The sequence below is a fragment of the Legionella longbeachae genome, from assembly GCF_004283175.1.
GTDB classification, from domain to species: domain Bacteria; phylum Pseudomonadota; class Gammaproteobacteria; order Legionellales; family Legionellaceae; genus Legionella; species Legionella longbeachae.
Genome location: NZ_RXNW01000025.1, coordinates 1 through 22,386 on the forward strand (window position 1 = coordinate 1; position 22,386 = coordinate 22,386).

The following is a 22,386-nucleotide window of genomic DNA, read 5'->3' on the forward strand; positions in this document are numbered from 1 at the left end:
TCAACTGAACCAAAAATAGCTTCCGACCATGCCGCAGCATCCTCTATGGCTAAATCCATACATCACCTCAAAAAGAGGTGATTTGATCATGTTTCTTTGCGATAGACAAGATGTGTAGAAGATTCAGCCCAATTACGGGGGCACTAATCAAGAACACAAAACTTTAACTCTTAACCTATAATTTTCAAAATTTCTAAATCCATAAATAATCCTGAGTAGTTTAAGCATTATACCCCTTAAGCAGTAATGAATTTTTTTCTCGCCTTGGCTTTTCAACTATCTTTGGCGAAAAGTAAAAAATTCAAATAAATTAAATTACCTGCTAAGAATAAGAAAAGTAGAAGGGTTATTTATCGACTAGGGTTTGTTTATGACATCTGTAAATAATTTTATCAGTTGCAAGATCTAAGAGCTCTCCTCTAGCTCCTGAAGATTCCAAATCACATAATAGAATCAAACGAACCTTCATCTCATGGAGAATTTTTCCAGTAATTTTAGATATAATGTGGTGTCCTATTTTAACTCGAGCTTCATAGGTATCTTTCACAACAGAAGTTAACATATACGCACCTCTAATTTATAGTATTACTTGAACTATAGCTCAAAAGCCATCAAATGGACAATATTTAACCATGTTTCACTGCAAAGCTAATATTTCCTAAATTATATTATTATGTTTATTGTGCATAAATAGACAAATGAGAGGAGAAATACAGGCATCTAGCAAATAAACGAACTCTTTAGTTTCTTGATATAGGATAAACCAATATTTCCGATTTATGCAACATTACCCGACCAAGTTAAATGCTATACTTTATGCAGGCGGTACCACCAACATATCAATATAACTTAACTTTAATAATCGCTTAGTCATGCTCCCTGTCATTAAATAGTGTAAATTTATTGTTCCTTATGTAACCGTTATTTTAATCAGCGCTTTCCGGGTATAGGTACTCACCAAAGAGCTACGGAGAACTTACGCAAACAGGTATTTCATTATCACAGCAAAGGGGGTAGCCAGAAGGACTTGGCACGTGATTTACGGCTAGGCAAATCGACCGTAGAGCGATGGTATCATTATGGTTACATGCTTCGTCATAAGAAAATAATGAATCGTGCTTGCCCTCGCGTTTTGAATGCGCCCCTCTGAAAACTAACGTAACTACTTGATTTTATTGGTGGGTCCACTAGGACTTGAACCTAGGGCCAACGGATTATGAGTCTGTAAAATACGGGTTTTAAGCACTTTTATCAAATTTTAAATTCTTTCAAAAACCTTTTAAAATCAACGTTTATAAGCCATAATTTGCCATATTGGAATTTATTTAGTTTTAAATAAAGTGTCTACATGGCGTCTACATGGCGTCTACATGGAATTTTAGAGGTGTATTATGGCGGAAGCTGAAAAGGGTATTAAATTAACCAAAACCATCGTTGATAAACTCGAACATATCCCCGGAAAAACCCAAACGTTTTATCGTGATAATGATTTAAAAGGCTTTGCTTTAAGAATTACCTCAGGTGGCGTTAAAAGTTTCATCGTTGAAACCAGAATCAACGGCAAGGTAAAAAGAGTGACTTTAGGTAAATACGGCAACTTGACTGTTGAAGAAGGCAGAAAGCAGGCTAAGAGTCTTTTGGGAAGTGTGGCCAGAGGTGATGATCCGATAGCGGAAAAGAAAACCAAGAAAGTCCACGCCATGACTTTACAGCAAGTGCTGAATGATTACCTCAAAGCAAGAAAAGATTTAAAGCCACGTACCTTAAACGATTATCAATGTGTGCTGCATGAAGTAGTGCCTGATTGGCTTGATAAACCGTTGGTGAATATTACCCGAGAAATGATTGCCAAACGACACACTAAGCACGGGCAGGCAAATAGTAAGGCGCGCGCCAACAATGCAATGAGGGTATTAAGAGCTATTTTTAACTACGCCATGTATGAATATCAAGATGGCAATGGCCATCCCATCATCACCATTAACCCGGTCAAATACTTATCGCATACCCGGGCATGGTATCGAGTGGATCGCAAACAAACTGTGATCAAACCGCATCAATTAGCTGACTGGTATAAAGCTGTCATTGTATTGGTAGAGACCGATAACTACCGCAATGCCTTACTGTGGCATGATTATTTTTTATTGCTCTTGTTTACTGGTATGCGAAAAATGGAAGCTGCTTCCTTGCGCTGGGAAGATATTGATCTCAAATCCAAAACCATCACTTTGCAAGACACTAAAAACCACGAAATACATACACTACCTATGTCTGATTTTGTATATGAGCTAATGGAACACAGAAGCCGGAATAAAACCAGTGAGTTTGTATTCCCAGCTGAAAGTAAAACCGGTTATATCTATGAACCTAAAAAAGCAGTGAATAGGGTAGTGGAATTATCAGGTGTTTTATTCACTTTGCATGATCTGAGAAGAACATTCGCTACTATTGCGGATAGCCTTGATCTACCAGCTTATGCCTTGAAGCGATTACTCAATCATAAAATGAATAATGATGTTACAGCCGGATATATTATGAAAGATGTGGAGCGGTTACGAAAACCTATGCAACAAGTAGCTAATTTTATACTTGAGCATATGATGGAGATATCTGAGGTATGAATACCAATAATTCGCGATTCGCGATTCGCAAATTGCGGATTATTGCTATACTTTGAGTATAGTGATGAACTGGTAATGAAAAATGCTAAAGCCACAAGACATCGTGATACTGTTAAAAATACTAGCAAGCAAACATCCCGATCAATTGCTTCAAAAAGATTTGGCAACTTATCTTTGCATGAGCGCTTCTGAAATTCATGAAGGGATTAAGCGTTTAGAGTTATCAGGATTATTAGGGCCTGTTTATCGTAAGTCAGAGGATTCAAATAAAATTATCCGAATGCCTATAAAGTCTGCATGTGAAGAGTGCTTAATATATGGTGTAAAATATTTCTTCCCTGTGGAGTTGGGAGCCTATACAAGAGGAATTCCCTCAAGTTACGCAGCACCCTTATTTGAAAAGCACCTGATGTTGGGTGATGATCCGATACCCGTATGGCCATATGCAGAAGGAGAGCATCGAGGATTAGCTTTGGAGCCTTTGTATCGATCAGTACCTCAAGCCATAGCCAAACATCCCGATCAACCATTTTATGAATTACTGGTTCTGATTGACGCTATACGTACAGGAAGAGCAAGAGAGCGGAATATCGCAATAAAACTATTAAGAGAGAAGTTATGTCTCAAAGAAACCAACGAGCAAGATCAAATTTAAGAATGTTAGAATTTGTCGCCCGAAAGCTGGGTGAATTGAACGATGAAGTGGTTTATCTAGGTGGTTGCACCACCGCACTTTTTATCAATGATCCGCTTTCATTGGATGTTCGGCCAACATTGGATGTGGATTGTATTATTGATGTCTTATCATTGGGGCAGTATTACAAGTTTGAGGAAAAGCTGAAAGAAAAAGGTTTTCATCGCTCGATGCAAGATGATGTGACCTGTCGTTGGCATTATGATGACATCATACTTGATGTAATGCCTACTGATGAAAAAATATTGGGTTGGGGAAATTTTTGGTATAAAGAAGCAATTAAGCACGCTGTCGTTCATCAGATTGCAGACGATATCAAGATTAATTCAGTAACGGCCCCTTATTTTTTAGCCACCAAAATAGAGGCATTTAAATCAAGAGGGAACAATGACTTTCTTGGCAGTCATGATTTTGAGGACATTATAACGGTGATTTCAGGGTGTATTGATATTGGTGAGCAAGTGCGGGCGTCAAGTGATGGCATAAAGACTCATTTAAAATCGGCATTCAATGAATTTTTAAAGAACGATCAATTTATGCAGTCGCTGCCTGGTCATGTGAATGATGGGCCAGTGACGATGCAACGTGTTCAAACTGTCATAGAACGAATAGAAAAAATCGCAGAAGAATAAGGTATATGAAAGATGAAACTGGCTTGGTTAACGGATATTCACCTCAATTTTCTAAAAGTTGAATCGCGCCAAAAATATTATGAGAGCATTCTGGCCACCGGTTGTGATGCATTATTAATAAGTGGGGATATTGCCGAAGCACCTTCCTTAATTGATATTCTAAACGAAATAGCTGGGCAAATTAAAAAGCCCATATATTTTATTGTTGGAAACCATGATTATTATAGAGGAAGCATTAACGAGGTTCGTAAGGAACTGACTGCATTAAGTACGGCTAATACCAATTTATTTTGGTTGCCAGCGACTGGTTTGCAACAGCTTCCAAATAATACAATTTTATTAGGGCAAGATGGTTGGGCGGATGGTCGATTGGGTGATTATCAAAATAGCTCTGTTTCACTCAATGACAGCCGAATGATTGCTGATTTGTTTCAGGAAAAAATGCTAAGTCGACAGCATCTGTTACAAAAAATGCAGGCTTTGGCTGATTTGGATGCTAGTGCATTGAAAAATGATCTAACTCAAGCCATCAAGCAACAACCTCAAAAGATCATAGTTTTAACCCACGTCCCCCCATTCAAGGAAGTTTCTCAACATATGGGGCAAGTAAGTGATGATAATTTTCTGCCTTATTTCAGCTCTAAAGCGATAGGTGATGTATTGATGCCTGCTGCAATGGAAAATCCTTCAATCGATTTTTTAGTGCTTTGCGGACATACGCATAGTCATGCCGAATATAAGCCTCGAACTAATCTAGTTGTGAAAGTTGGTAAAGCTGAATATTACAAACCTGTGATACAAGAAATAATAACTTTATAAAAAAATTAATGGTATTGGGCGAACGCTATCAAAATGAGCTAAATAGGGAGATGTATGGTAATTTTTAATTATATTGTTGGTCTTAGTTCTGTCATAGCCTTATATATAACTTATCGTTCAGCCAAACGTACAAAAACAAGGAAGATTAATTGCCACTCCTTATTAAATTTAGATGACGGTGCTTATGCCATAATTAGGATTACAAATACGGGAGCTCCAAATATTACAATTGAAAATATTACCTTATCTTTAATAACTTGGGAAAACAAACCTTGGTTTCAGTTGAGGGGCTTAGATGTAATTCTTCAATTAATTGAAAAAATATGGAATTATCAACAAGATCAATTTTATGTCAGTCGAAGCAAAATACTAAAACCAGCAATAGAAACATTTCCAATAACTTTAACAGAATCACAGTATGTTGAAATATCTATTGATCTAATTGATGCCATTAATGCATTTAAATGGCATTGCGATTTTTTAGATAGAAAAAATTATATTTGGCGTATGTTCTATAGTTTGACCATTGATGTTGTATGTACACACAAGACATACAAGTTAAAGCCTCATAGAGAAATTTGGCATTATATGCTTTCACAATATAGATCCATTTTTCAATGAAAATATAGTCTTAATCAAGAAGCGAGAAGGGTATTGCCCAGAGATTATCTCCAAATGACAAGCATTTATCTCCACTATATAGAACTATCCCGCTTACCCAGTTTTTATCAGCTAAACTAGCCAGTTTTCTCAAACCACGGAAATCTTGATTAAGGATAGTTTGACTTGCTTTAACTTCAATACCAATAATCTTGCGTGCATGATTTTCAAGAATAAAATCCACTTCTACTTGGTCTTTGTCCCTATAGTAATAAATATTCCATGGCTCATTTGCTAGAGTGCACATTTTCAGTAGTTCACTATATACCCAAGTTTCTAGTAAAGCTCCAAAAGAAGATTTATCTTGTTCAATGCTTTCGATGGTAACTCTGTTCAGACATGCTAAAAGACCACTATCAATAAAATGAATTTTGGGGGTTTTAACTATCCTGTTTAAGGTATTGCCATGCCAAGGTCTTAATTGATGTACTAAAAATAGTGTTTCAAGTAAACCGACATACTTCTGCGCTGTTTTGGTATCTAAATTTAATTGCCCACCAATTTGAGTAAAATTGGTTAATTTTCCTGACTGTTGAGCTAATACTTCTAGTAAACGAGGCATTTCAACTAATTTTTCTATTGATGAGATATCTCTTACATCTCGTTCTACTATTGCTTTGATATAAGATTTAGCCCAAGCATTTCGTCTTTCAAAGGTTGGTCTTGTTAACATTTCGGGATATCCACCAGTCAGAGCTTGTGAAATAACGTCTGACTGCTCTGAACGTGTCGCTTGATTTGGCCAGGATTGGTCTAATGCATATTTTATAAAGTGATTTTCCCTACGTTCAATTTCAGCCAGAGAAAGTGGAAATAAGGTTAATATTTCCATTCGACCAGCCAAGCTATCTCCAATTTGAGGTAATGCTAGTAAATTAGCTGATCCAGTTAATAAAAAGCGACCGGGCTGTCTATTTTCGTCAATTGAAAGTTTTATCGCACGTAGTAATTCTGGAGCGCGTTGAATTTCATCTATGATTGCTGTATCGATTCGATTAACAAAGCCTACAGGATCTTGCTTTACTGCATTAAGAATATTGTCATCATCCAATGTGTAGTAGGGTAAGGAGGGCGAGTATTCTTTGACTAAAGTGGTCTTTCCTGATTGCCGAGGCCCGTTAATTAAAACAACGGGCGTATCCTTCATGGCTACTTCCATTTGACTTTTAAGTTGCCTTGGAAAATTATTTGTTTTCGTATTCAAGAAGCTGTCCTAAGTTTCGTCTAATATGGATTATGAGTTCGTCCATTATGGATTATGGGTCCGTCCAAAATGGATTATACGTCCGTCTAATATGGAATATAGCTTCGTCCAAAATGGAATGCAAATAAATTTTTGTGATTTATTCAATGCTTTTGGTAGACATATAAAAATATCCGGGACTAATGGGACACATGGGGCATCCATGTCATTACTGGGCTAGACACGTCCCAAGCTTATTTTGGGGCTTTGGGACGTATGGGACACGGATATTCCTGCACTTAAGTAATAAAACTAAAAGTTATAATAAATTCGCGATTCGCGATTCGCGAATTGCGAATTGCGAATTTTATGACATGTTATATTTCATTTTTAGTATCAATCAATATCCTTCGATAACACATCTTTGAAATTGATCTTTTGTGCTTGACATTCTTTGAGGGAATACGAGATACTTTTTCCAAGCTTAAGGAGTAAGCCCGATGTTCCAACAAAATGTAGGCAGTTGGAAATCAAAGGATTAGGAGAAAAGAATATCAATCAATTGTCCAGGGTGATACTGGATGATGCGTTGAGTTCTGTTCAAGGAAGATACCTCTCGGCATTTGGCTGAGGTGTAAATAACTGAGGAATTTCCTATGACTTTAAAAAAACCATCCCGTTTACATCTATTAAACGAATTTGAATCTGCGCCACATTCTGCGCTTTTTAATCAACAAACAATCGCTGCGGTATTAAGCTGCTCCACCCAGTTACTTGAACGTAACCGCTGGGCGGGTGGTGGTGTTCCTTATTTAAAAATTGGTCGCAAGGTGTTGTACCGAAAGAGCGATGTGGTGAATTTTCTCCAACAACAAAAAATTTATTACTCAACCAGTGACGAAGGTCAGTTACAGCTCGTTGAGAACGCATAAATTTAGAATTAGTCAGAATGAATTGGATTCATTCCGATGGTTGATTGTTGTTTGGAGAATAATGTATGTCACAAAATCATGTTATTGAATTAGCCAATACACTAAAGCAGCGTCCAATTGTATGCGACTATGCCGGTGGTCGCTTTCGGTTAACTAATGAGGGGCTAACTTTTATCGGTATTGATAAGGATGGCGCTCCTTTACCACCTATGTGGATATGTGCAGCATTGCATGTCGTTGCCAAAACTCGAGATGCTCAGAGCGGTGAATGGGGTCGTTTGCTCGAATGGCAAGATGATGATGGGGTAACTCATCAGTGGGCGATGCCATTGGCTTTATTGCAAGGTGATGCCTCCGATGTGAGGCGGGAGCTTGCAAGATTAGGATTGAGTATTTCTCCCAATAGGGCAGCTCGCGATTTATTAGCCTCCTATTTACAGGTTTATCCGGTAGATGCTCGCGCCCGATGTGTTGATAAACTGGGTTGGCATGGGGATGTCTTTGTAACAGCTTCTCAATGCATCGGGAACTCAACAGAAAAAATTGTGTTTCAAAATACCAATTCTATTGAGCCGACTGTGTCCGTTAAGGGCAGTGTTGAAGAATGGCGCGACTCAATAGGTCGCTTCGCTTCCGGCAACTCAAGACTGGTATTTGCCATCTCGGTAGCACTTGCTCCAGTTCTGGCAAAGATTGTTGGTGAAGACTCAGGAGGCATTCATTTCAGAGGTGCATCCTCATCAGGCAAAAGCACTGCATTGAGTTTAGCTGCTTCTGTTTGGGGAAACCCACAATCGTATTGCCGTTTATGGCGCAGTACTACCAATGGGCTTGAGGGCTTAGCCGCATTACACAATGACGGCTTGCTGATTCTTGATGAACTCAGCCAAATGGATCCTAGAGAAGCAGGGGAGGCGGCTTATTTACTGGCCAATGGTCAGGGAAAAACACGCGCCTCTCGCACTGGCACAGTTAGGCAATCATCACGATGGTCGCTATTTTTCTTGTCGGCTGGTGAAGAGTCTTTGACAGCACTCATGGCAAAATCAGGACAGCGAATTAACGCAGGTCAGGAAATCAGGCTTGCAGACATTGAAGCAGATGCAGGTTGTCAGATGGGTGTCTTTGAAACGATTCACGATCAATTAAGCCCAGCCAGCATGGCATTATCGCTTAAGAAATACAGTAGCCGATATCACGGAGCAATTGGTCTGGCTTGGTTGAATCAAGTAGTTGCCAACAGACAGACAATCAGCCGAAACATTACCGATAACATCCAAACCTTTATTGATTCAGTCATTCAACCCGATGCAACAGGTCAGAATATCCGGGTTGCCAGACGCTTTGCACTGGTTGCTGCTGCCGGAGAACTGGCCAGTCAATTTGGACTGACAGGGTGGCAAAAAGGTGAATCGTTCCAAGCTGCGAAGACTTGCTTTATTGCATGGCAGGAGGCTTTTGGGGTTGATGGCCATCGCGAAGATCGCGCCATTATGGCGCAAGTACGTGCGTTCTTCGAATCTCATGGAGCTAGTCGCTTTGATAGTGCCAACTCACCCAACAATGACAAGATTCTCAACCGAGCAGGATTTTATCAGACAGATAGCGAAGGGTTTCGAATTTACATGGTGTTAACCGAGACGTACAAAAATGAACTGTGCAAAGGCTTTGATCAACGCACTGTGACAAGGGTTTTATTACAAGCCGGATGGCTGAAACCTGCCCCGGATGGAAAAGCCTCCCACAAGCCAAGAATCAAAGGAGTTGGCACCCCAAGGCTGTACGTTTTTACCGGTAAAATTTGGGGAGGTGAATAAAAAATTGATTATAAAAATGCTTTTTACGTTGAGCACCGAAGGTGCGAATAAGGTTTGTGAAGTAGGGTAGCCAGCTCGCTGGTTAGCTAACTTCACCTATCTTGCCCTATATTTTGAAATTTATTTTAGAACCGTCTTTGGGTAATTATTCGTAATTGTTCGCTATATAACGATTAGTGACGAAAATAATCGTGAATAAACGGAAATAAATAATAAATTACCGAAAGTTACCAAAAAGGGCATTGTATGTGACCTAAAAGGTCGAAAATAAATAGAAATAAACGATAGAACTCAAAGGATTGAATTACCAGTATTATGGAGAGTGAACTATGAAAAAATCCTTAACAGAAAACATAATGATTTCTCAACATAGCCAACAAAGAACGAACGCCAGAAAAAATAAAGTGGCATTTCTGGCTATGCGAAAAGACATCTCCGAAGCCTTGGAAAAGGGGTGGTCTATTACGGTCATATGGGAAGCGCTAAGGGATGAGGGGAGTTTCACAGCAACTTACAATACGTTCAGGTTATACGTATTGAAATACTTAAATGGTCAAAAGTCTGGGTATTTACAAAAGGATGCCAACGATCAGCAACCGGAGGGACTAGCCATAAATCAGGACATAGAGAAAAAGCCAACTGCCATACCTTCATTTACCTTTAATCCTATATCCAATTTAAAAGAACTATTATGATGGAAAGGATATTTATTTATTGGTGGATATAATTCAATTAGTCCCACATGCCCCACCTTCGTGACACAAGTGGGGACTTCTAACACCCAGTATTAACGTGCTTGCCCCAAATGTCCCCTATGTCCCTGAGATATTGGATAACATGTTTATGTGAATTATTTTCTTGATGAAATGTTAATCAATCGAATCTGACCCCAATGATATTTTATATAAGTTAATTTTTATTGGGATACCGTAGGGTCACTTAATTAAAATTTTGAATATTACTCTGGGAATCTATACTCCAAGATATTATCCAGAGGGATATAATGTAATGTTATTCGTTCTTCGTTTTCCCAGGGCATATTAGGAATAATTCTGTGTTTCCAGTGTATTTCATTTTGCTGCGCGCCTCTCCATTGAATGATATAAATTACTGTATCTTCAAAAGAGTTTGAGCGATCTAAGGCCCAGTTTTTAATTTCATTATTTATGTGATTGTCTTCACCACTGTAACCAAAAATAAAAAGCCTAGTACTTTCAAACAATGCCTTACTGAAGAAATTAAAATAGCTTCCTAAAATAGGACTATTTGAAATGATTTCAGGCTTTAACTCTGTTTTTGCTAGTACTATATGCTCATATTTTTCTTCAAGATTACGGGTAGAATCTGGTACTTCATAATATTTACATTTATATATTTCTGAGTTCTTCGTATAAAAAATTGGGCAGCCATGAATATGTAAATACCAATTAAAATGATGAAATGTTCTTAACATATTTTCATAGTGATATCCCGAGTTATATATACCATCTACAAGATCTCCATCGTAACCTCTAAGAATATTCCGCTCGACTAATGCAGAATATAAAAGTTTATCATAATTAAGTGTAGCTACATGACATCCTCCCTGAATTAAGTCTATTAGCGATTCCACAAAGTCTACAGGAAGATCACCCTCGTAATTAAAAAAATGTAAGGCTGTATTGAATATAAAATCTCGGTACAAATCTGGATAATTTATCCCTCTTTCATTCAACAACTCTAATTCTTGAAATTCTAGTAATATATGGCATGCAGTCATTATTTTATGATTTTCTTCAAGATTCTCTTCAAGATTCTCTTCACCAGCCGGCCTGTTGTCTGTACCTAGACTAATTAAGTGTTTTTCAGCGTCATTAAAATGATTCCATGCGGATGTTAGTCCAGTTTGCAAGTTGAAGTGGTCAGGATTTAATGCCATCCCCAAACCATTCCCTACAATAAGAGTTGAAGTCATTAAACTCTCCATTTTAGCTTCAAAATTAATCAGTGAATTGTATTGAATGATTCAATTAGATCTGATTAAAAAAGAATATTGTCATTGTATAATTATAGAACAGAGTTTGTGAGGCTAAACCATGACTTTGAACTGGTGTGGTTGGATTTGATATTTGTGGCTAAGACTCTAATATCATTGTTCTAGAATTCCTAGAAATTAATTTATAAATACACAGGTTTGGATCATCGCGTATCTTGCTAAAGAATGGATATGTGATTATTTTGTAAAGCGGAAAAAGTTAAAAAGAAAACATTGAAAAGGATAACAAAACATAATTAAGGAATTATAGAACGTTACTCTAAAATATTGCAATTTCAAACCAAACATGATTAAATATTGTGCATTTTTGGGTTGGTGAATTTAATATGGTCCCTCAATGCAATAAAATATTACCAAAGAAATATCCTCTTGGTGCTGCTCTTTTATATCTTCGCGGCGCTCGGCAAAACCTTTATGAGTCGTTAAGTTCTAAGGATAAAGAACTAATTTGGATTAGGCGTAAAGAACTTTCAGTTATTCTAAATGGAATGGAGGGAAACCATAAGGGAGAATATGTAAAGGAGTCGCTTGTTACATACCATTTAAAACATAATTTAGAAATTGAAATAAGTTTAGCTATAGCTATGCTGGATGACGCTTCTTCTTATCTATCTGCTGCACTTTCTCTCGCCTGAGTATTTTTGTTAATTTAGTAATTTCCTTTGCATAATTGGATTTTGTGGCATGAAGTATCAAAGCCCAAAGATGATATTGATATGCATTGTTTTTTTTCTTCTCAATCAGCTCTAAATTATCAAGCCCAGCTTTAAATTCAGTTAAGGCTGGTTTTTTCAGATTTGTGCGGTATTGCTTCTCAGCAAGATGTAAGGAATAGACGCTCTTATAATCATTAAAGTTTTCAAAAAAAGATTTTCTTACAAATTCTGTGCTATCACTGGGTTTATGCATTTTTGTGTGGTAGTGATGTGCAGGGCTACCGTGACCTACAATCTTATATTCTATCCGTATGTTAGCATCTGGTTTACCGCGATAAATATTTTCAATTTCTTTAAAAAATCCTTTAATTGTATTTTCGGCTTCTTGAAAGAGTTGGTTTAAATTGTTTTTTGTTAATTTGGTATTTAGTGGAATAATTCGCACATTATAATTTTCATCAATTGCCATAAAGCTAATTGATTTTTCAGAGCTGTCCCAACGAAATGCTGCAATAATATCCATATTTATTAACTCCTTTGCCCCAAAGGGGGTGGCGAAAACGCCTTATGTAGACTTAACGCCTACTTGGTTGTGACCGCCAGTAAGCACGAACATGAACAGGGAAGCTTGATAGCTTTCTCCAATGTTGTCTTACAAAAACGGTTTTTAGCTTGTTCAGCATAAAACACCTTTATTATTTTCTTGGATTAGTCCAAGCCCTCTTGGAGCATTATTGCCCTTCATCACAGCAATTACTCAGAGGAAAAATAATAATAAGGCAAGACGCCACTGTCTAATTATAGAGCATAAATGAGTCCTAATTTTCTAAACTAGACTAAAATTAGATAAAAAGGACAAATAATGAGAAAAAACAATGAACAGGCTTTAATAGTTCCTATTAGGCCATTTTTAAAATGGGCTGGTGGTAAGTTTCAGATAATAAATAAGATTCAAGCCAGCCTACCTAAGGGGGCGCGTTTGATTGAGCCGTTTGTAGGTTCTGGAGCGGTATTTTTAAATATGGACTATGACAAGTTTCTTCTTGCTGATATCAATGCTGATCTCATTAATTTATTTGAGCACTTAAAGTCTGAACGGCATGATTTTATTCATTTTTGTAAGCAATTTTTTAGTGATGCATTTAATAAAAAATCAACTTTCCTAACGTTGCGTTCGGAGTTTAATTCGACTAAAGACAGCTACTTGAAGGCTGCATTATTTCTTTACCTTAATCGTCATGCTTTTAATGGCCTAATGCGTTACAACAGTTCTGGCAAGTTCAATACGGCTTTTGGCGATTACAAAAAGCCTTATTTTCCAGAAAACGAAATGCTAGCTTTCATTCAAAAAGCAGAAAAGGCAGAGTTTAAATGTGCTGACTATGGCTTAATTATGAATGAAGCTATTAAAGGAGATGTTGTCTATTGCGATCCCCCATATGTACCGTTATCTGCATCGGCCAATTTTACAAAATATCATTCCACTGCTTTTGGTCAAGAAGACCAGAGAAGATTGGTTGATCTAGCTAGAGAACTAGCTTCTAAGGGAATTCCTGTCATTTTATCTAATCATGATACTGCTTTTACACAGAATTTATATCAAGGATCAAACATCATAAGCTTTGATGTGCAGCGCAATATAAGTTGCAACGGAAACACAAGAGGGCGAACACGAGAAGTGCTTGCCTTATTTGATTAGGGGCAACGTCATGAAACAAGGTGGTTCATATGCAAATAGTAGCGGTGGAGTACTTGAGGGTTTAGTAGAGCATGTCCTAGCTAAAAAAGGATTTACGGTTGTTAAATATAAAGACTGGCTTCCAAAGCAAGAGCATTATGGGAATGAGCTGCTGTTAAAAAATGTTCCTTATGAAGGACTTTATAAACACGCGAGTACAACAGAATTTGTTCTTATATCCCAAAAATATAATTTAGAAACTCGGATTGAGTGTAAATGGCAGCAGGTCTCCGGAAGTGTGGATGAGAAGCTACCTTATTTGTTTTTGAATTGTTCTGAAAAAATGACCGAGCCGCATATTATAATTCTGCTCGATGGTGGTGGAGCCAAACCAGGGGCTGTTGATTGGTTACGAGGGGTGTGCGAATTATTCAATATAAGGGAATCATCTATTTCAGGACGTAAAATAGACTTAATGAATATGACCGAATTTGTTCAATGGGCTAATGCTACTTTTAAATAAAAAACTGGACTAAAAGATGGAAGTCAAATGGAAAATTGCTTCACCAGATGATTTTTTTAATGAAATGTCTCCCTCTAAGTTTAAGATTGATGAAGGGGTTGTAAAGCCACGATCTTATGAAGGAATAATGTGGCTTTATATACTTGATGAGCTTATTTCTTTTGAGGGGGATATTGATCATGCTGATAAGATGGAAATTATTAGAGAATCATTGATTAATTCTCTAAAAGTTAAATTTGATTCAAATTATTTTTTTGATGAAATTAAAAAAAATTTAAAGCGGTATCGAAAAAAAGTAATGGAACAGAAAACTCTACTTACATCTATATCTTTGGGCTTCTCCGGCAAGATTAAAGAGTTTGAGATATTTAATAGCAAAATTAATATTTATAACAAAGAATACCCTAAACAATACTACAGACTCTAGGCAAAACATTATACCAATGGCGGGAAGAAGTGGTTAGAATGTGGCGGTTTACTAAAAACAACGGCATTACGGAAGGCTTTCATCGTAAAATGAAATTGATTCAACGTCGTGCTTATGGATTTAGAAACTTTGAAAATTATAGATTAAGGGTTAAAGTTTTGTGTTCTTGATTAGTGCCCCCGGATTTGGGGATGAGCCTATAATTTTTGAAATATGAGTGCTCCGAAAGTAGGGACGGGATCCATCGGGCCAGTCGGATGAGCTTGTGAATTTCTGTATTATCTGTCTACATTGCGTCTACATGACTTTTTCGAACTTTCTAAAAACTACCGTAACTACTTGATTTTATTGGTGGGCCCACTAGGACTTGAACCTAGGACCAACGGATTATGAGCCCCCAGCCTTAAAATTAACTCATTGATTTTAAATAAATAATCTGTCGCGAGATACCACTACAAATGTCGTACAGAGTATAACAGTGTCGTACTCAAACACGCAAATCTCACGCAAGTATATTTTTAGCAACTTTATTGGCATTTTACTGGAAAGGCCATTTGGATTCATAAAAATTACTATTTGAGATGTCATAATGAATAAGATAAAATTTAATCGTTTGATACATATGTTCGTTATTTATTTGTAATTAACGAAATTATGTATCATAATTTAAATATGAATACTGAAGCTACTTATAAACAAAAAGTACTCCAAATGGCTAGTAAAACGGGCATTGTTCGAGTGTCCGATCTATCCGAAAGGGGGATCACTAGAGCGACCATTTCAAGGCTTGTTAGCGAAAACAAACTTGAAAAACTTGCTTCTGGGCTCTATTGCTTGCCCGAGACTGAGTTTTCAGAAAAAGAAAGCCTGGTTATTATTGCAAGCCGAGTACCTCAATCAGTGTTTTGCCTGCTAACTGCTTTGCATATTCATGATCTAACAACACAGCTACCTCGAAAAGTATGGATAGCTATGCCAAAAGGGAGTCATGCGCCAAAAATGGATTATCCTCCACTAAAAATGGTGCAATATTCAGATGAAGCCTTTAGTGAAGGAATTGAAACTATAGAATCAGATAATATTAAACTAAGGGTGTATAACCATGCCAAGACAATTGCAGATTGTTTCAAACATCGCAATAAAATTGGACTTGATGTGACCATTGAAGCGCTCAAAGAGGCTTATACAAAAAATAAAGTCACAGTTGATGAACTGTGGCATTATGCGAAAATTTGTCGAGTTGCAAACGTAATGCGTCCTTATATTGAGGCAATTCAATGACAAAAAATATTGGTGAGTCCGTACGCTCACGTTTGAAGAATATAGCTGTTAAAGAAGGTTCTGATTTTAATGCGGTATTGACTCGTTATGGTCTAGAGCGTTTGTTATATCGAATTGGAGAGTCAGAATATTCTAAACAGTTTTTGTTGAAAGGACCTTACTATTTAACTTATGGTATGACATGCCTCATCGCCCAACTAACGATATTGATCTATTGGGGTTTGGTGATAATGATCTAGCGTATATTAAACAAACGTTCAGTAAAATTTGCAGAATCTCTGTAGATGATGGAATAAGTTTTCTGTCTGAATCAGTGACAGTTGACACTATCAAAAAAGAAGGAGGTTATACTGGAGCAAGAGTTGAGTTATTTGGGGAATTGGCGAAAGCAAAGATTAAAATACAAATCGATATTGGTTATGGTGATGCAGTTACCCCAGGGCCAATAGATGCCTATTATCCTGTGCTTCTCAGTGATCTTCCTGCCCCTAAAATCCGTACTTACCCAATTTATACGGTAATTGCAGAAAAGCTGCACGCAATTGTATTATTGGGCATGGTGAATAGTCGATTAAAAGACTACTTGGATCTTTATGTATTATTAAGTAATGAGCAGATAGATAATCAAATTCTAGCTAAAGCCATACAGGCTACATTTACTCGTCGAGGTATGGCGCTTCCTGAAGCGCTGCCTATTGGGCTGACCGATGAGTTTTCTAACGACCCAAGCAGGGAACTAATGTGGAGAGCCTTTTTGAGAAAAAATGAACTAGAGCAGAAGCCATTAACTGAAGTTATTGCTGTAATCAGAAATATGGTTCAAATACTATTTTCTTTGGTAAAGTAAAATCTTATTTTTTCTTTTAAGTCATTATGTATTGTTATTGGTACACATGGGTGTCATGGAATAAGTTATTTCTTTTTGCTCGATTCATGAATCAATATAAGAAGTGCATTCCCACTTTCGCGGATTGTTATTTCATCTATTTCTGTTGCAGTGTATCAATGAAATAGAACGGTGCTCTAGTTACTTTGATTCGCTCATTTGGAGTGAGTGATGGTTTAAATTTAGTCTACCAGCATCAACGATGCTTTTATCTGATTTAGTTTATAATTTTATCATAGCTCTTTTGTTCGAATAAATATTCAGGATTCAGCGCCCAGTCTAGTGTATCGCTAAACAGTCAATATTTAGACCTGTTGCCTCAATGAAAAAAGCATAATTGGTTATATCGACATTTTGTTGCTAAAATATTTAACAGCACTAAACATACTGAAATTCATTAAGTGGCCATGAAGGAGGCTCAGGCGATGATCAACGTGTTACCCGTCATTTTCTTCGGACATGGGAATCCGATGAATGCCATTACGCATAACGACTACACTACTGCATGGCGGCAGATCGGAGCACAGATTACAAAACCAAAAGCAATTCTATCGATCTCTGCACATTGGTACGTGTCCGATACAGGCGTCACTATCGCCACAGCGCCACGCACCATTCATGATTTCGGAGGATTTCCACCCGAGCTCTATCAAGTACAATACCCTGCACCAGGCGATCCTGTCCTTGCCAGACGAGTTCAACAGCTTCTTGCTCCACTAGATGTGAAGTTCGATAATTCCTGGGGGCTCGATCATGGCACATGGTCTGTGCTCAAACATGTTTATCCGGATGCTGACACTCCTATTGTCCAGCTTAGTATCAATGAGAGTAAGCCTGCATCATTTCATTTCGAGATTGGCAAGAAGTTGGCTTCACTTAGAGAAGAGGGGGTACTGATCGTCGGTAGCGGCAATCTCGTACACAATCTTCATGCTTACGCTTGGGGTCAACATTCGCGAGCGCCCTTTGATTGGGCAACGCGCTTCGAAAGCACTGTTAAACAGCTTCTTGTGGGTGATCACAAACCTCTCGTGAACTACGAAACACTTGGGGCAGATGCAGTACTTTCGATCCCTACTCCTGATCATTACTTACCCCTACTTTACGTCCTGGGTGCGAGTCAAACTGGCGAAAAAGTATGTTTTCCTGTTGAAGGTGTTGATGGAGGATCGATTTCGATGCTAACTGTGCAAATAGGATAAGCTTACCATGGTACTGTAAGGGAAAGATTATACCATGATGCATTTGTTTGAATTTTTATTTTATTTATGATCAAATTTATTTATTTGAATTGACTAAATGGATGAAAAATGAACTTTATAGATTATTTTGGTGAAGTCAGAGGCACTCGCATCCATTCTTCATCACATCTATTGCTTACAAACAGAATATTATGAAATTGCTTCATCCTTCTTCCTCAATAAGTTCATAAGTCAAATTTACCCTCATTACTTTATCTAATTAATTTTTAGAGTAAACTCTATCTATAACAATTAATTTTAGACTATTTTCTTGAGAAGTTGTGAATATAGGAAAACTAAAGACAAGGACTTTCAATTGCATGATTCTCTTCCTCTAATAACCACCATTGCGATGGGATTTGCTTTAGCATTCATCTTAGCCTTGATTGCCGCACGCCTTAAGATTCCTCCAATAGTCGGTTATTTATTAGCTGGCATTGTTATTGGACCATTTACTCCTGGGTTGAACGCTGATATCAAGATCGCGCAGGAGCTTTCAGAAATTGGAGTCATGTTGCTGATGTTTGGTGTAGGACTACATTTTTCATTATCCGATTTAATGCGAGTTCGCAATATTGCTATTCCTGGTGCAATAGCCCAAATCCTTGCGGCAACCCTACTTGGCGGTTGTATTGCAATCCTGTGGGGCTGGAGTTATAGCAGCGCTCTAATTTTTGGACTTTCACTATCTGTAGCCAGTACCGTTGTATTGTTGAAAGCACTTGAAGAGCGAGGAGCTCTTGAGTCGATTAATGGCCACATTGCGGTAGGATGGCTTTTGGTTGAAGACCTGGTTATGGTGGTTGTGCTGGTGTTGCTTCCACCTCTATCACACTGGCAGGGTGACAGCTTCTCTGTGGGCATTCATACCAAGCCGCTATGGTTCGTTTTTGGCCTAACACTTCTTAAGATATCAACGTTCATTGCGTTCATGCTCTTGGTCGGCCGACGATATTTCCCGAAGCTACTCTGGCTTGTTGCTCGCACCGGCTCACGTGAATTGTTTACTTTATGTGTGATTACTGCAGCAATTAGCATTGCCTTCGTAGCTTCTAAATTATTTGGTGTTTCGTTTGCCTTAGGCGCTTTTTTTGCAGGTATGATTATGCGGGAGTCTTCGTTCAGTCATCGTGCTGCTGAAGAGTCTTTGCCACTTAGAGATGCATTTGCTGTGTTGTTTTTTGTTTCAGTAGGCATGTTGTTTAATCCTTCGGTGTTGGTTGAACAACCCTTACAAATTTTAATTGTGGTAGGTATTATCATTATCGGTAAGTCAATTGCAGCTTTTGTACTAGTCCTTGCATTTCGCTATCCATTACAATCAGCATTAATCGTATCAGCAAGTCTGGCACAAATCGGTGAGTTTTCATTCATTCTTGCTGAGCTAGGGGTGCGCTTGGGCATGCTTCCTGCAGAAGGGCAAAGTTTTATTCTTGCAGGTGCACTTATATCTATAGCTATTAACCCTCTTGTATTTAAATTAGTGAACCCTGTTCTTGCTTGGATAAACTCTTTCCCTGGATTACTCCATTTTCTTGAGTGTGCCCAGGATTCTTTGACTGAATTACCGATGTCCACAAAAGATGATTATCTTGCAGGACAAGTGGTTTTAGTGGGCTATGGGCGTGTTGGGAAGCGCGTTGCCCATTTACTCTCTGAAAAAAACATTCCCTATGTTGTAGTTGAGGAAAATAGAGAATTAATTGCAAGTCTACGAGCCGCTGGCTTTCCTGCGGTTTATGGAGATGCATCTGAACCTTCCGTGCTGATTCAAAGCCATATTGCTCATGCCAGTATGCTCATGATGGTCATAGCAGATACTATCTATCTAAGGAAGATTATTCAATATGCTCATCAACTTAATCCAAAAATAGAAATTGTTGTCCGTACGCATGATGAAGAAGAAGCCGTATTATTACAGAACGAAATTTCAGGCAAAGTATTCTTTGCCGAGGAAGAACTTGCCAAAAGCATGGGAGAATATGCCTTAAATCGATTTGGAAAATTATGATTATTGGGTGACTTCATGAGTTTAAATGTTAGTAGTTACTGAATTACTCTGGGTGTCACAACAACACGAGAACTGATTTCTACACCGAAAGAACCAGTATTGTTATTTAATAAGCTTTTACAGGTGATATAAATCCTGGTGGCTTAAGTGCCCATAGTGAACAATTAATTTTTTGTAGAATATTTTCAGCCGTATTGCCTATAATAAATCCTGATAATCCAGTACGTGCTACTGTCCCCATGATTAAAACATCAATCTTTTTTTCACTGACCATAGTGGGGATAATTTCGGTAGGAATACCTTTCAGATAGTATATAGTTGGATCGTTGATGTTTGCACCATGAATCAATTTAAGAAGCGTATGATACTGTTTTTCGCTCTCGCGGATGGTCATTTCATCTATTTTTGTTGCAGATGTATCAATAAAAACACTATGGCGCAAGTAGTGTTCCAAAATAAAGTCCCAGCAAGAAATAATGCTTAAATGGCCATTGTAATGAGTTGAAAGTGTTTGAGATAATTTTAATAAATTAAGGGCGAGATCGTGACCAGATATTTCCTCATCTTTAGGATCGATTGCAACAGCTATATGAAGATTTTCAGTTGAGTTAAATGAGCGGTGTAAAAATAAAGTACAAGGGCACTTACGTAATAAAGCCATATCTAAAGCTTCAAAACCTTTTGTATCTTCCTTATTTTCTACGGATTTAATTATAAGATCATAAGACTCGCGGAGTACTCGTTGAATAATCCGAATATCAGGTGTGTCCCCCCATTCAATCTCTAATTTAAAAGAAGTTTTTTTCTTGGCGAGTGATAAAAAGGCTTTTGCCGTGTCAATAGATTGCTGCATTTTCTCTAGCAGAAATGCTTCATATGAATTTTTATGTTCCTCAAGACTGTGCGGAAATGAGGGGCAAAGTATCAAAATATTTAATTTGGCATTACTAGCCAAAGCCAAACTTATTGCTTGTTGCAAAGCTTGTGTGTCTTTTCCAAGTCCATTACTCACAAAGAGGATATTATGAAATTGTTTCATTCTTGCATTCTCCCTGCCAGATTGGCTGCTTCAATGTATTTTAATAGATGTTTGAGTAAGCTATCTTAATACTAATAATTGTAGCTTAAATTAACCTATTATCTAAATTTACAACAAAAATAATTAGTTACGAAAAGTTAGCAGAGCGAATAAAAAGGATTGTTTTAAATGCATCAATTCATTTCTCTTAGTTACTACTATTGCAATAGGATTTGGACTGGTATTAATTCTAGGGTTTATTGCTGTACACCTTATTATATAGTCCATTAATTTGCGGCTATATTTAATATGTCCTAAATACAATGAAAGGGCATCATTATGGGTTTATTGATTAATGGACAATGGGTTAATCAATGGTACGAAACTAAATCACACGGTGGCAAATTTCTTAGAGAGAATTCTACTATACGCAACTGGGTAACTCCCGATGGAGCACCTGGACCATCAGGTAAAGGTGGATTTAAGGCCGAAATTGGGCGTTATCATTTATATGTTTCACTAGCATGCCCTTGGGCACACAGAACTTTAATTTTCCGAAAATTGAAAAATCTTGAAAAACATATATCTATATCCATTGTTAGCCCGGAAATGTTGCAGCATGGTTGGACCTTTTGTGTGAGCGAAGGAAGTACCGGGGATGAAGTTAATCATGCAAGCTATCTTTATGAAATATATACTACAAATGATTCCAAATATACAGGTAGGGTGACAGTTCCAGTATTATGGGATAAAGAAACACAAGTAATCGTTAACAACGAATCATCAGATATTATTCGTATGTTTAATCAATCGTTTAATTCTATTACACAAAGCGCCAAGGACTATTATCCGCAAAATCTTCAAAGCGCTATTGATAAAATTAATGAGTATGTTTACAAAAATGTCAATAATGGTGTTTACTCTTGCGGCTTTGCCACATCGCAGCGTGCTTACGAAAGCGCATACAAGCGACTTTTTAAGACACTGGATCGCATTGAGTCTATTTTACGTAAAAAACGTTATTTATTAGGTGACACCATCACCGAAGCAGATTGGCGACTTTTTACAACCTTAATTCGATTCGATACGGTATATTACAGCCATTTCAAATGTAATAGACAACGAATTGAAGATTATCCCAATATTTCGGAATATCTGCGTGAGTAATATCAGTGGCCTGGTGTAAGTGAAACGGTCAACTTCTATCATATCAAACATCACGATTATTATAGTCATTCTATGATTAACCCTACTCAGATAGTTCCTTTAGGA

23 protein-coding genes and 2 pseudogenes are annotated in these 22,386 nt (G+C 37.5%); 20 read left to right on the top strand and 5 right to left on the bottom strand.

From position 1 onward, the window contains the following. Positions 1-346: 346 nt before the first annotated feature. Positions 347-562, bottom strand: a complete 216-nt coding sequence (locus EKG34_RS17695; protein ID WP_003634934.1) for a hypothetical protein — start codon at positions 560-562, stop codon at positions 347-349. A 339-nt stretch (positions 563-901) separates the two neighbouring features. On the opposite strand from EKG34_RS17695, the pseudogene EKG34_RS17705 reads away from it, so the two are divergent. The 6 genes and pseudogenes from EKG34_RS17705 to EKG34_RS17730 all read left to right on the top strand — a co-directional run. Beyond that, positions 902-1,135: pseudogene (locus tag EKG34_RS17705) on the top strand (transposase family protein); the annotation flags it as partial. A 256-nt stretch (positions 1,136-1,391) separates the two neighbouring features. Beyond that, a complete protein-coding gene (locus EKG34_RS17710; protein WP_003634936.1) occupies positions 1,392-2,621 on the top strand; it encodes a tyrosine-type recombinase/integrase in 1,230 nt (409 codons plus the stop codon). A gap of 82 nt (positions 2,622-2,703) precedes the next feature. After that, complete coding sequence (locus EKG34_RS17715; protein WP_003634939.1) at positions 2,704-3,276, top strand: hypothetical protein; 573 nt, start codon at positions 2,704-2,706, stop codon at positions 3,274-3,276. Then, complete coding sequence (locus EKG34_RS17720) at positions 3,240-3,947, top strand: hypothetical protein (protein WP_012979452.1); 708 nt, start codon at positions 3,240-3,242, stop codon at positions 3,945-3,947. Before EKG34_RS17715 ends, EKG34_RS17720 begins: the two co-directional genes overlap by 37 nt. Before the next feature lie 12 nt (positions 3,948-3,959). Further along, a complete protein-coding gene (locus EKG34_RS17725; protein WP_003634942.1) occupies positions 3,960-4,766 on the top strand; it encodes a metallophosphoesterase family protein in 807 nt (268 codons plus the stop codon). A gap of 54 nt (positions 4,767-4,820) precedes the next feature. Further along, positions 4,821-5,387, top strand: a complete 567-nt coding sequence (locus EKG34_RS17730) for a hypothetical protein (RefSeq protein ID WP_003634944.1) — start codon at positions 4,821-4,823, stop codon at positions 5,385-5,387. A 10-nt stretch (positions 5,388-5,397) separates the two neighbouring features. On the opposite strand, the gene EKG34_RS17735 is transcribed toward EKG34_RS17730, so the two are convergent. Then, on the bottom strand, positions 5,398-6,630 hold the full coding sequence (locus tag EKG34_RS17735) for an ATP-binding protein (protein WP_012979451.1): 1,233 nt from the start codon (positions 6,628-6,630) through the stop codon (positions 5,398-5,400). A gap of 635 nt (positions 6,631-7,265) precedes the next feature. Here EKG34_RS17735 and EKG34_RS17740 point away from each other — a divergent pair. The 3 genes from EKG34_RS17740 to EKG34_RS17750 all read left to right on the top strand — a co-directional run bounded on the left by EKG34_RS17740 (position 7,266) and on the right by EKG34_RS17750 (position 10,053). Beyond that, the gene (locus EKG34_RS17740) at positions 7,266-7,541 is read left to right on the top strand and encodes a MerR family transcriptional regulator (RefSeq protein ID WP_003634950.1); all 276 of its coding nucleotides are present in this window, start codon (positions 7,266-7,268) and stop codon (positions 7,539-7,541) included. 65 nt (positions 7,542-7,606) lie between these two features. Continuing rightward, positions 7,607-9,358: a DUF927 domain-containing protein gene (locus EKG34_RS17745; RefSeq protein ID WP_003634952.1), complete on the top strand. Its 1,752-nt coding sequence runs from the start codon at positions 7,607-7,609 to the stop codon at positions 9,356-9,358. Positions 9,359-9,687: 329 nt separating this feature from the next. Beyond that, on the top strand, positions 9,688-10,053 hold the full coding sequence (locus EKG34_RS17750; protein ID WP_003634954.1) for a TraK family protein: 366 nt from the start codon (positions 9,688-9,690) through the stop codon (positions 10,051-10,053). Between the two features lie 263 nt (positions 10,054-10,316). On the opposite strand, the gene EKG34_RS17755 is transcribed toward EKG34_RS17750, so the two are convergent. Further along, complete coding sequence (locus EKG34_RS17755; protein ID WP_003634956.1) at positions 10,317-11,312, bottom strand: SIR2 family protein; 996 nt, start codon at positions 11,310-11,312, stop codon at positions 10,317-10,319. Between the two features lie 380 nt (positions 11,313-11,692). On the opposite strand from EKG34_RS17755, the gene EKG34_RS17760 reads away from it, so the two are divergent. Further along, positions 11,693-12,028 (top strand): hypothetical protein, encoded by a 336-nt coding sequence (locus EKG34_RS17760; protein WP_035904976.1) that lies wholly within the window; start codon positions 11,693-11,695, stop codon positions 12,026-12,028. On the opposite strand, the gene EKG34_RS17765 is transcribed toward EKG34_RS17760, so the two are convergent. Beyond that, positions 11,976-12,572 carry a hypothetical protein gene (locus EKG34_RS17765; RefSeq protein ID WP_003634958.1) on the bottom strand — a complete coding sequence of 199 codons (597 nt, stop codon included), beginning with the start codon at positions 12,570-12,572 and terminating at the stop codon, positions 11,976-11,978. The genes EKG34_RS17760 and EKG34_RS17765 overlap by 53 nt on opposite strands. Before the next feature lie 339 nt (positions 12,573-12,911). Here EKG34_RS17765 and EKG34_RS17770 point away from each other — a divergent pair, with 339 nt between their 5' ends. From EKG34_RS17770 to EKG34_RS17805, 9 genes and pseudogenes are all read left to right on the top strand, one after another. Next, on the top strand, positions 12,912-13,748 hold the full coding sequence (locus tag EKG34_RS17770) for a Dam family site-specific DNA-(adenine-N6)-methyltransferase (RefSeq protein WP_003634960.1): 837 nt from the start codon (positions 12,912-12,914) through the stop codon (positions 13,746-13,748). A 10-nt stretch (positions 13,749-13,758) separates the two neighbouring features. After that, complete coding sequence (locus EKG34_RS17775) at positions 13,759-14,250, top strand: PD-(D/E)XK nuclease superfamily protein (protein WP_003634962.1); 492 nt, start codon at positions 13,759-13,761, stop codon at positions 14,248-14,250. Between the two features lie 16 nt (positions 14,251-14,266). After that, the gene (locus tag EKG34_RS17780; protein WP_003634964.1) at positions 14,267-14,677 is read left to right on the top strand and encodes a hypothetical protein; all 411 of its coding nucleotides are present in this window, start codon (positions 14,267-14,269) and stop codon (positions 14,675-14,677) included. Beyond that, positions 14,665-14,847, top strand: a pseudogene (locus EKG34_RS17785) (transposase); the annotation flags it as partial. The gene EKG34_RS17780 and the pseudogene EKG34_RS17785, both read left to right, overlap by 13 nt. 502 nt (positions 14,848-15,349) lie before the next feature. Then, entirely contained in the window at positions 15,350-15,958 is a 609-nt protein-coding gene (locus EKG34_RS17790; RefSeq protein WP_003634967.1) for a type IV toxin-antitoxin system AbiEi family antitoxin domain-containing protein, read from the top strand. Beyond that, entirely contained in the window at positions 15,955-16,197 is a 243-nt protein-coding gene (locus tag EKG34_RS18760) for a hypothetical protein (RefSeq protein WP_003634970.1), read from the top strand. The genes EKG34_RS17790 and EKG34_RS18760 overlap by 4 nt, the downstream gene beginning before the upstream one ends. Further along, complete coding sequence (locus tag EKG34_RS17795) at positions 16,140-16,805, top strand: nucleotidyl transferase AbiEii/AbiGii toxin family protein (protein ID WP_223800051.1); 666 nt, start codon at positions 16,140-16,142, stop codon at positions 16,803-16,805. Before EKG34_RS18760 ends, EKG34_RS17795 begins: the two co-directional genes overlap by 58 nt. Positions 16,806-17,269: 464 nt before the next feature. Next, positions 17,270-18,046, top strand: coding sequence for a 4,5-DOPA-extradiol-dioxygenase (gene ygiD, locus EKG34_RS17800; RefSeq protein WP_003634973.1), 777 nt, complete (start codon positions 17,270-17,272; stop codon positions 18,044-18,046). Positions 18,047-18,401: 355 nt separating this feature from the next. Continuing rightward, on the top strand, positions 18,402-20,096 hold the full coding sequence (locus EKG34_RS17805; protein WP_003634975.1) for a cation:proton antiporter domain-containing protein: 1,695 nt from the start codon (positions 18,402-18,404) through the stop codon (positions 20,094-20,096). Between the two features lie 106 nt (positions 20,097-20,202). Here EKG34_RS17805 and EKG34_RS17810 read toward each other — a convergent pair whose 3' ends face one another. Next, positions 20,203-21,135 carry a universal stress protein gene (locus tag EKG34_RS17810; RefSeq protein WP_003634977.1) on the bottom strand — a complete coding sequence of 311 codons (933 nt, stop codon included), beginning with the start codon at positions 21,133-21,135 and terminating at the stop codon, positions 20,203-20,205. A 318-nt stretch (positions 21,136-21,453) separates the two neighbouring features. Between EKG34_RS17810 and EKG34_RS17815 the strand changes: the two genes are divergently transcribed. Then, complete coding sequence (locus EKG34_RS17815) at positions 21,454-22,281, top strand: glutathione S-transferase family protein (protein ID WP_003634978.1); 828 nt, start codon at positions 21,454-21,456, stop codon at positions 22,279-22,281. Positions 22,282-22,386 lie beyond the last annotated feature (105 nt).

Excerpts from the sequence above, each read along its gene's own strand:
- EKG34_RS17740 (WP_003634950.1), top strand. The coding sequence starts at position 7,266 with ATGACTTTAAAAAAACCATCCCGTTTACATCTATTAAACGAATTTGAA.
- EKG34_RS17815 (WP_003634978.1), top strand. The coding sequence starts at position 21,454 with ATGGGTTTATTGATTAATGGACAATGGGTTAATCAATGGTACGAAACT.
- EKG34_RS17780 (WP_003634964.1), top strand. The coding sequence starts at position 14,267 with ATGGAAGTCAAATGGAAAATTGCTTCACCAGATGATTTTTTTAATGAA.
- EKG34_RS17795 (WP_223800051.1), top strand. The coding sequence starts at position 16,140 with ATGCCTCATCGCCCAACTAACGATATTGATCTATTGGGGTTTGGTGAT.
- EKG34_RS17720 (WP_012979452.1), top strand. The coding sequence starts at position 3,240 with ATGTCTCAAAGAAACCAACGAGCAAGATCAAATTTAAGAATGTTAGAA.
- EKG34_RS17715 (WP_003634939.1), top strand. The coding sequence starts at position 2,704 with ATGCTAAAGCCACAAGACATCGTGATACTGTTAAAAATACTAGCAAGC.
- EKG34_RS17695 (WP_003634934.1), bottom strand. The coding sequence starts at position 562 with ATGTTAACTTCTGTTGTGAAAGATACCTATGAAGCTCGAGTTAAAATA.
- EKG34_RS17765 (WP_003634958.1), bottom strand. The coding sequence starts at position 12,572 with ATGGATATTATTGCAGCATTTCGTTGGGACAGCTCTGAAAAATCAATT.
- EKG34_RS17730 (WP_003634944.1), top strand. The coding sequence starts at position 4,821 with ATGGTAATTTTTAATTATATTGTTGGTCTTAGTTCTGTCATAGCCTTA.
- EKG34_RS17750 (WP_003634954.1), top strand. The coding sequence starts at position 9,688 with ATGAAAAAATCCTTAACAGAAAACATAATGATTTCTCAACATAGCCAA.
- EKG34_RS17745 (WP_003634952.1), top strand. The coding sequence starts at position 7,607 with ATGTCACAAAATCATGTTATTGAATTAGCCAATACACTAAAGCAGCGT.
- EKG34_RS17710 (WP_003634936.1), top strand. The coding sequence starts at position 1,392 with ATGGCGGAAGCTGAAAAGGGTATTAAATTAACCAAAACCATCGTTGAT.
- EKG34_RS17810 (WP_003634977.1), bottom strand. The coding sequence starts at position 21,135 with ATGAAACAATTTCATAATATCCTCTTTGTGAGTAATGGACTTGGAAAA.
- EKG34_RS17790 (WP_003634967.1), top strand. The coding sequence starts at position 15,350 with ATGAATACTGAAGCTACTTATAAACAAAAAGTACTCCAAATGGCTAGT.
- ygiD (WP_003634973.1), top strand. The coding sequence starts at position 17,270 with ATGATCAACGTGTTACCCGTCATTTTCTTCGGACATGGGAATCCGATG.
- EKG34_RS18760 (WP_003634970.1), top strand. The coding sequence starts at position 15,955 with ATGACAAAAAATATTGGTGAGTCCGTACGCTCACGTTTGAAGAATATA.
- EKG34_RS17775 (WP_003634962.1), top strand. The coding sequence starts at position 13,759 with ATGAAACAAGGTGGTTCATATGCAAATAGTAGCGGTGGAGTACTTGAG.
- EKG34_RS17770 (WP_003634960.1), top strand. The coding sequence starts at position 12,912 with ATGAGAAAAAACAATGAACAGGCTTTAATAGTTCCTATTAGGCCATTT.
- EKG34_RS17725 (WP_003634942.1), top strand. The coding sequence starts at position 3,960 with ATGAAACTGGCTTGGTTAACGGATATTCACCTCAATTTTCTAAAAGTT.
- EKG34_RS17755 (WP_003634956.1), bottom strand. The coding sequence starts at position 11,312 with ATGACTTCAACTCTTATTGTAGGGAATGGTTTGGGGATGGCATTAAAT.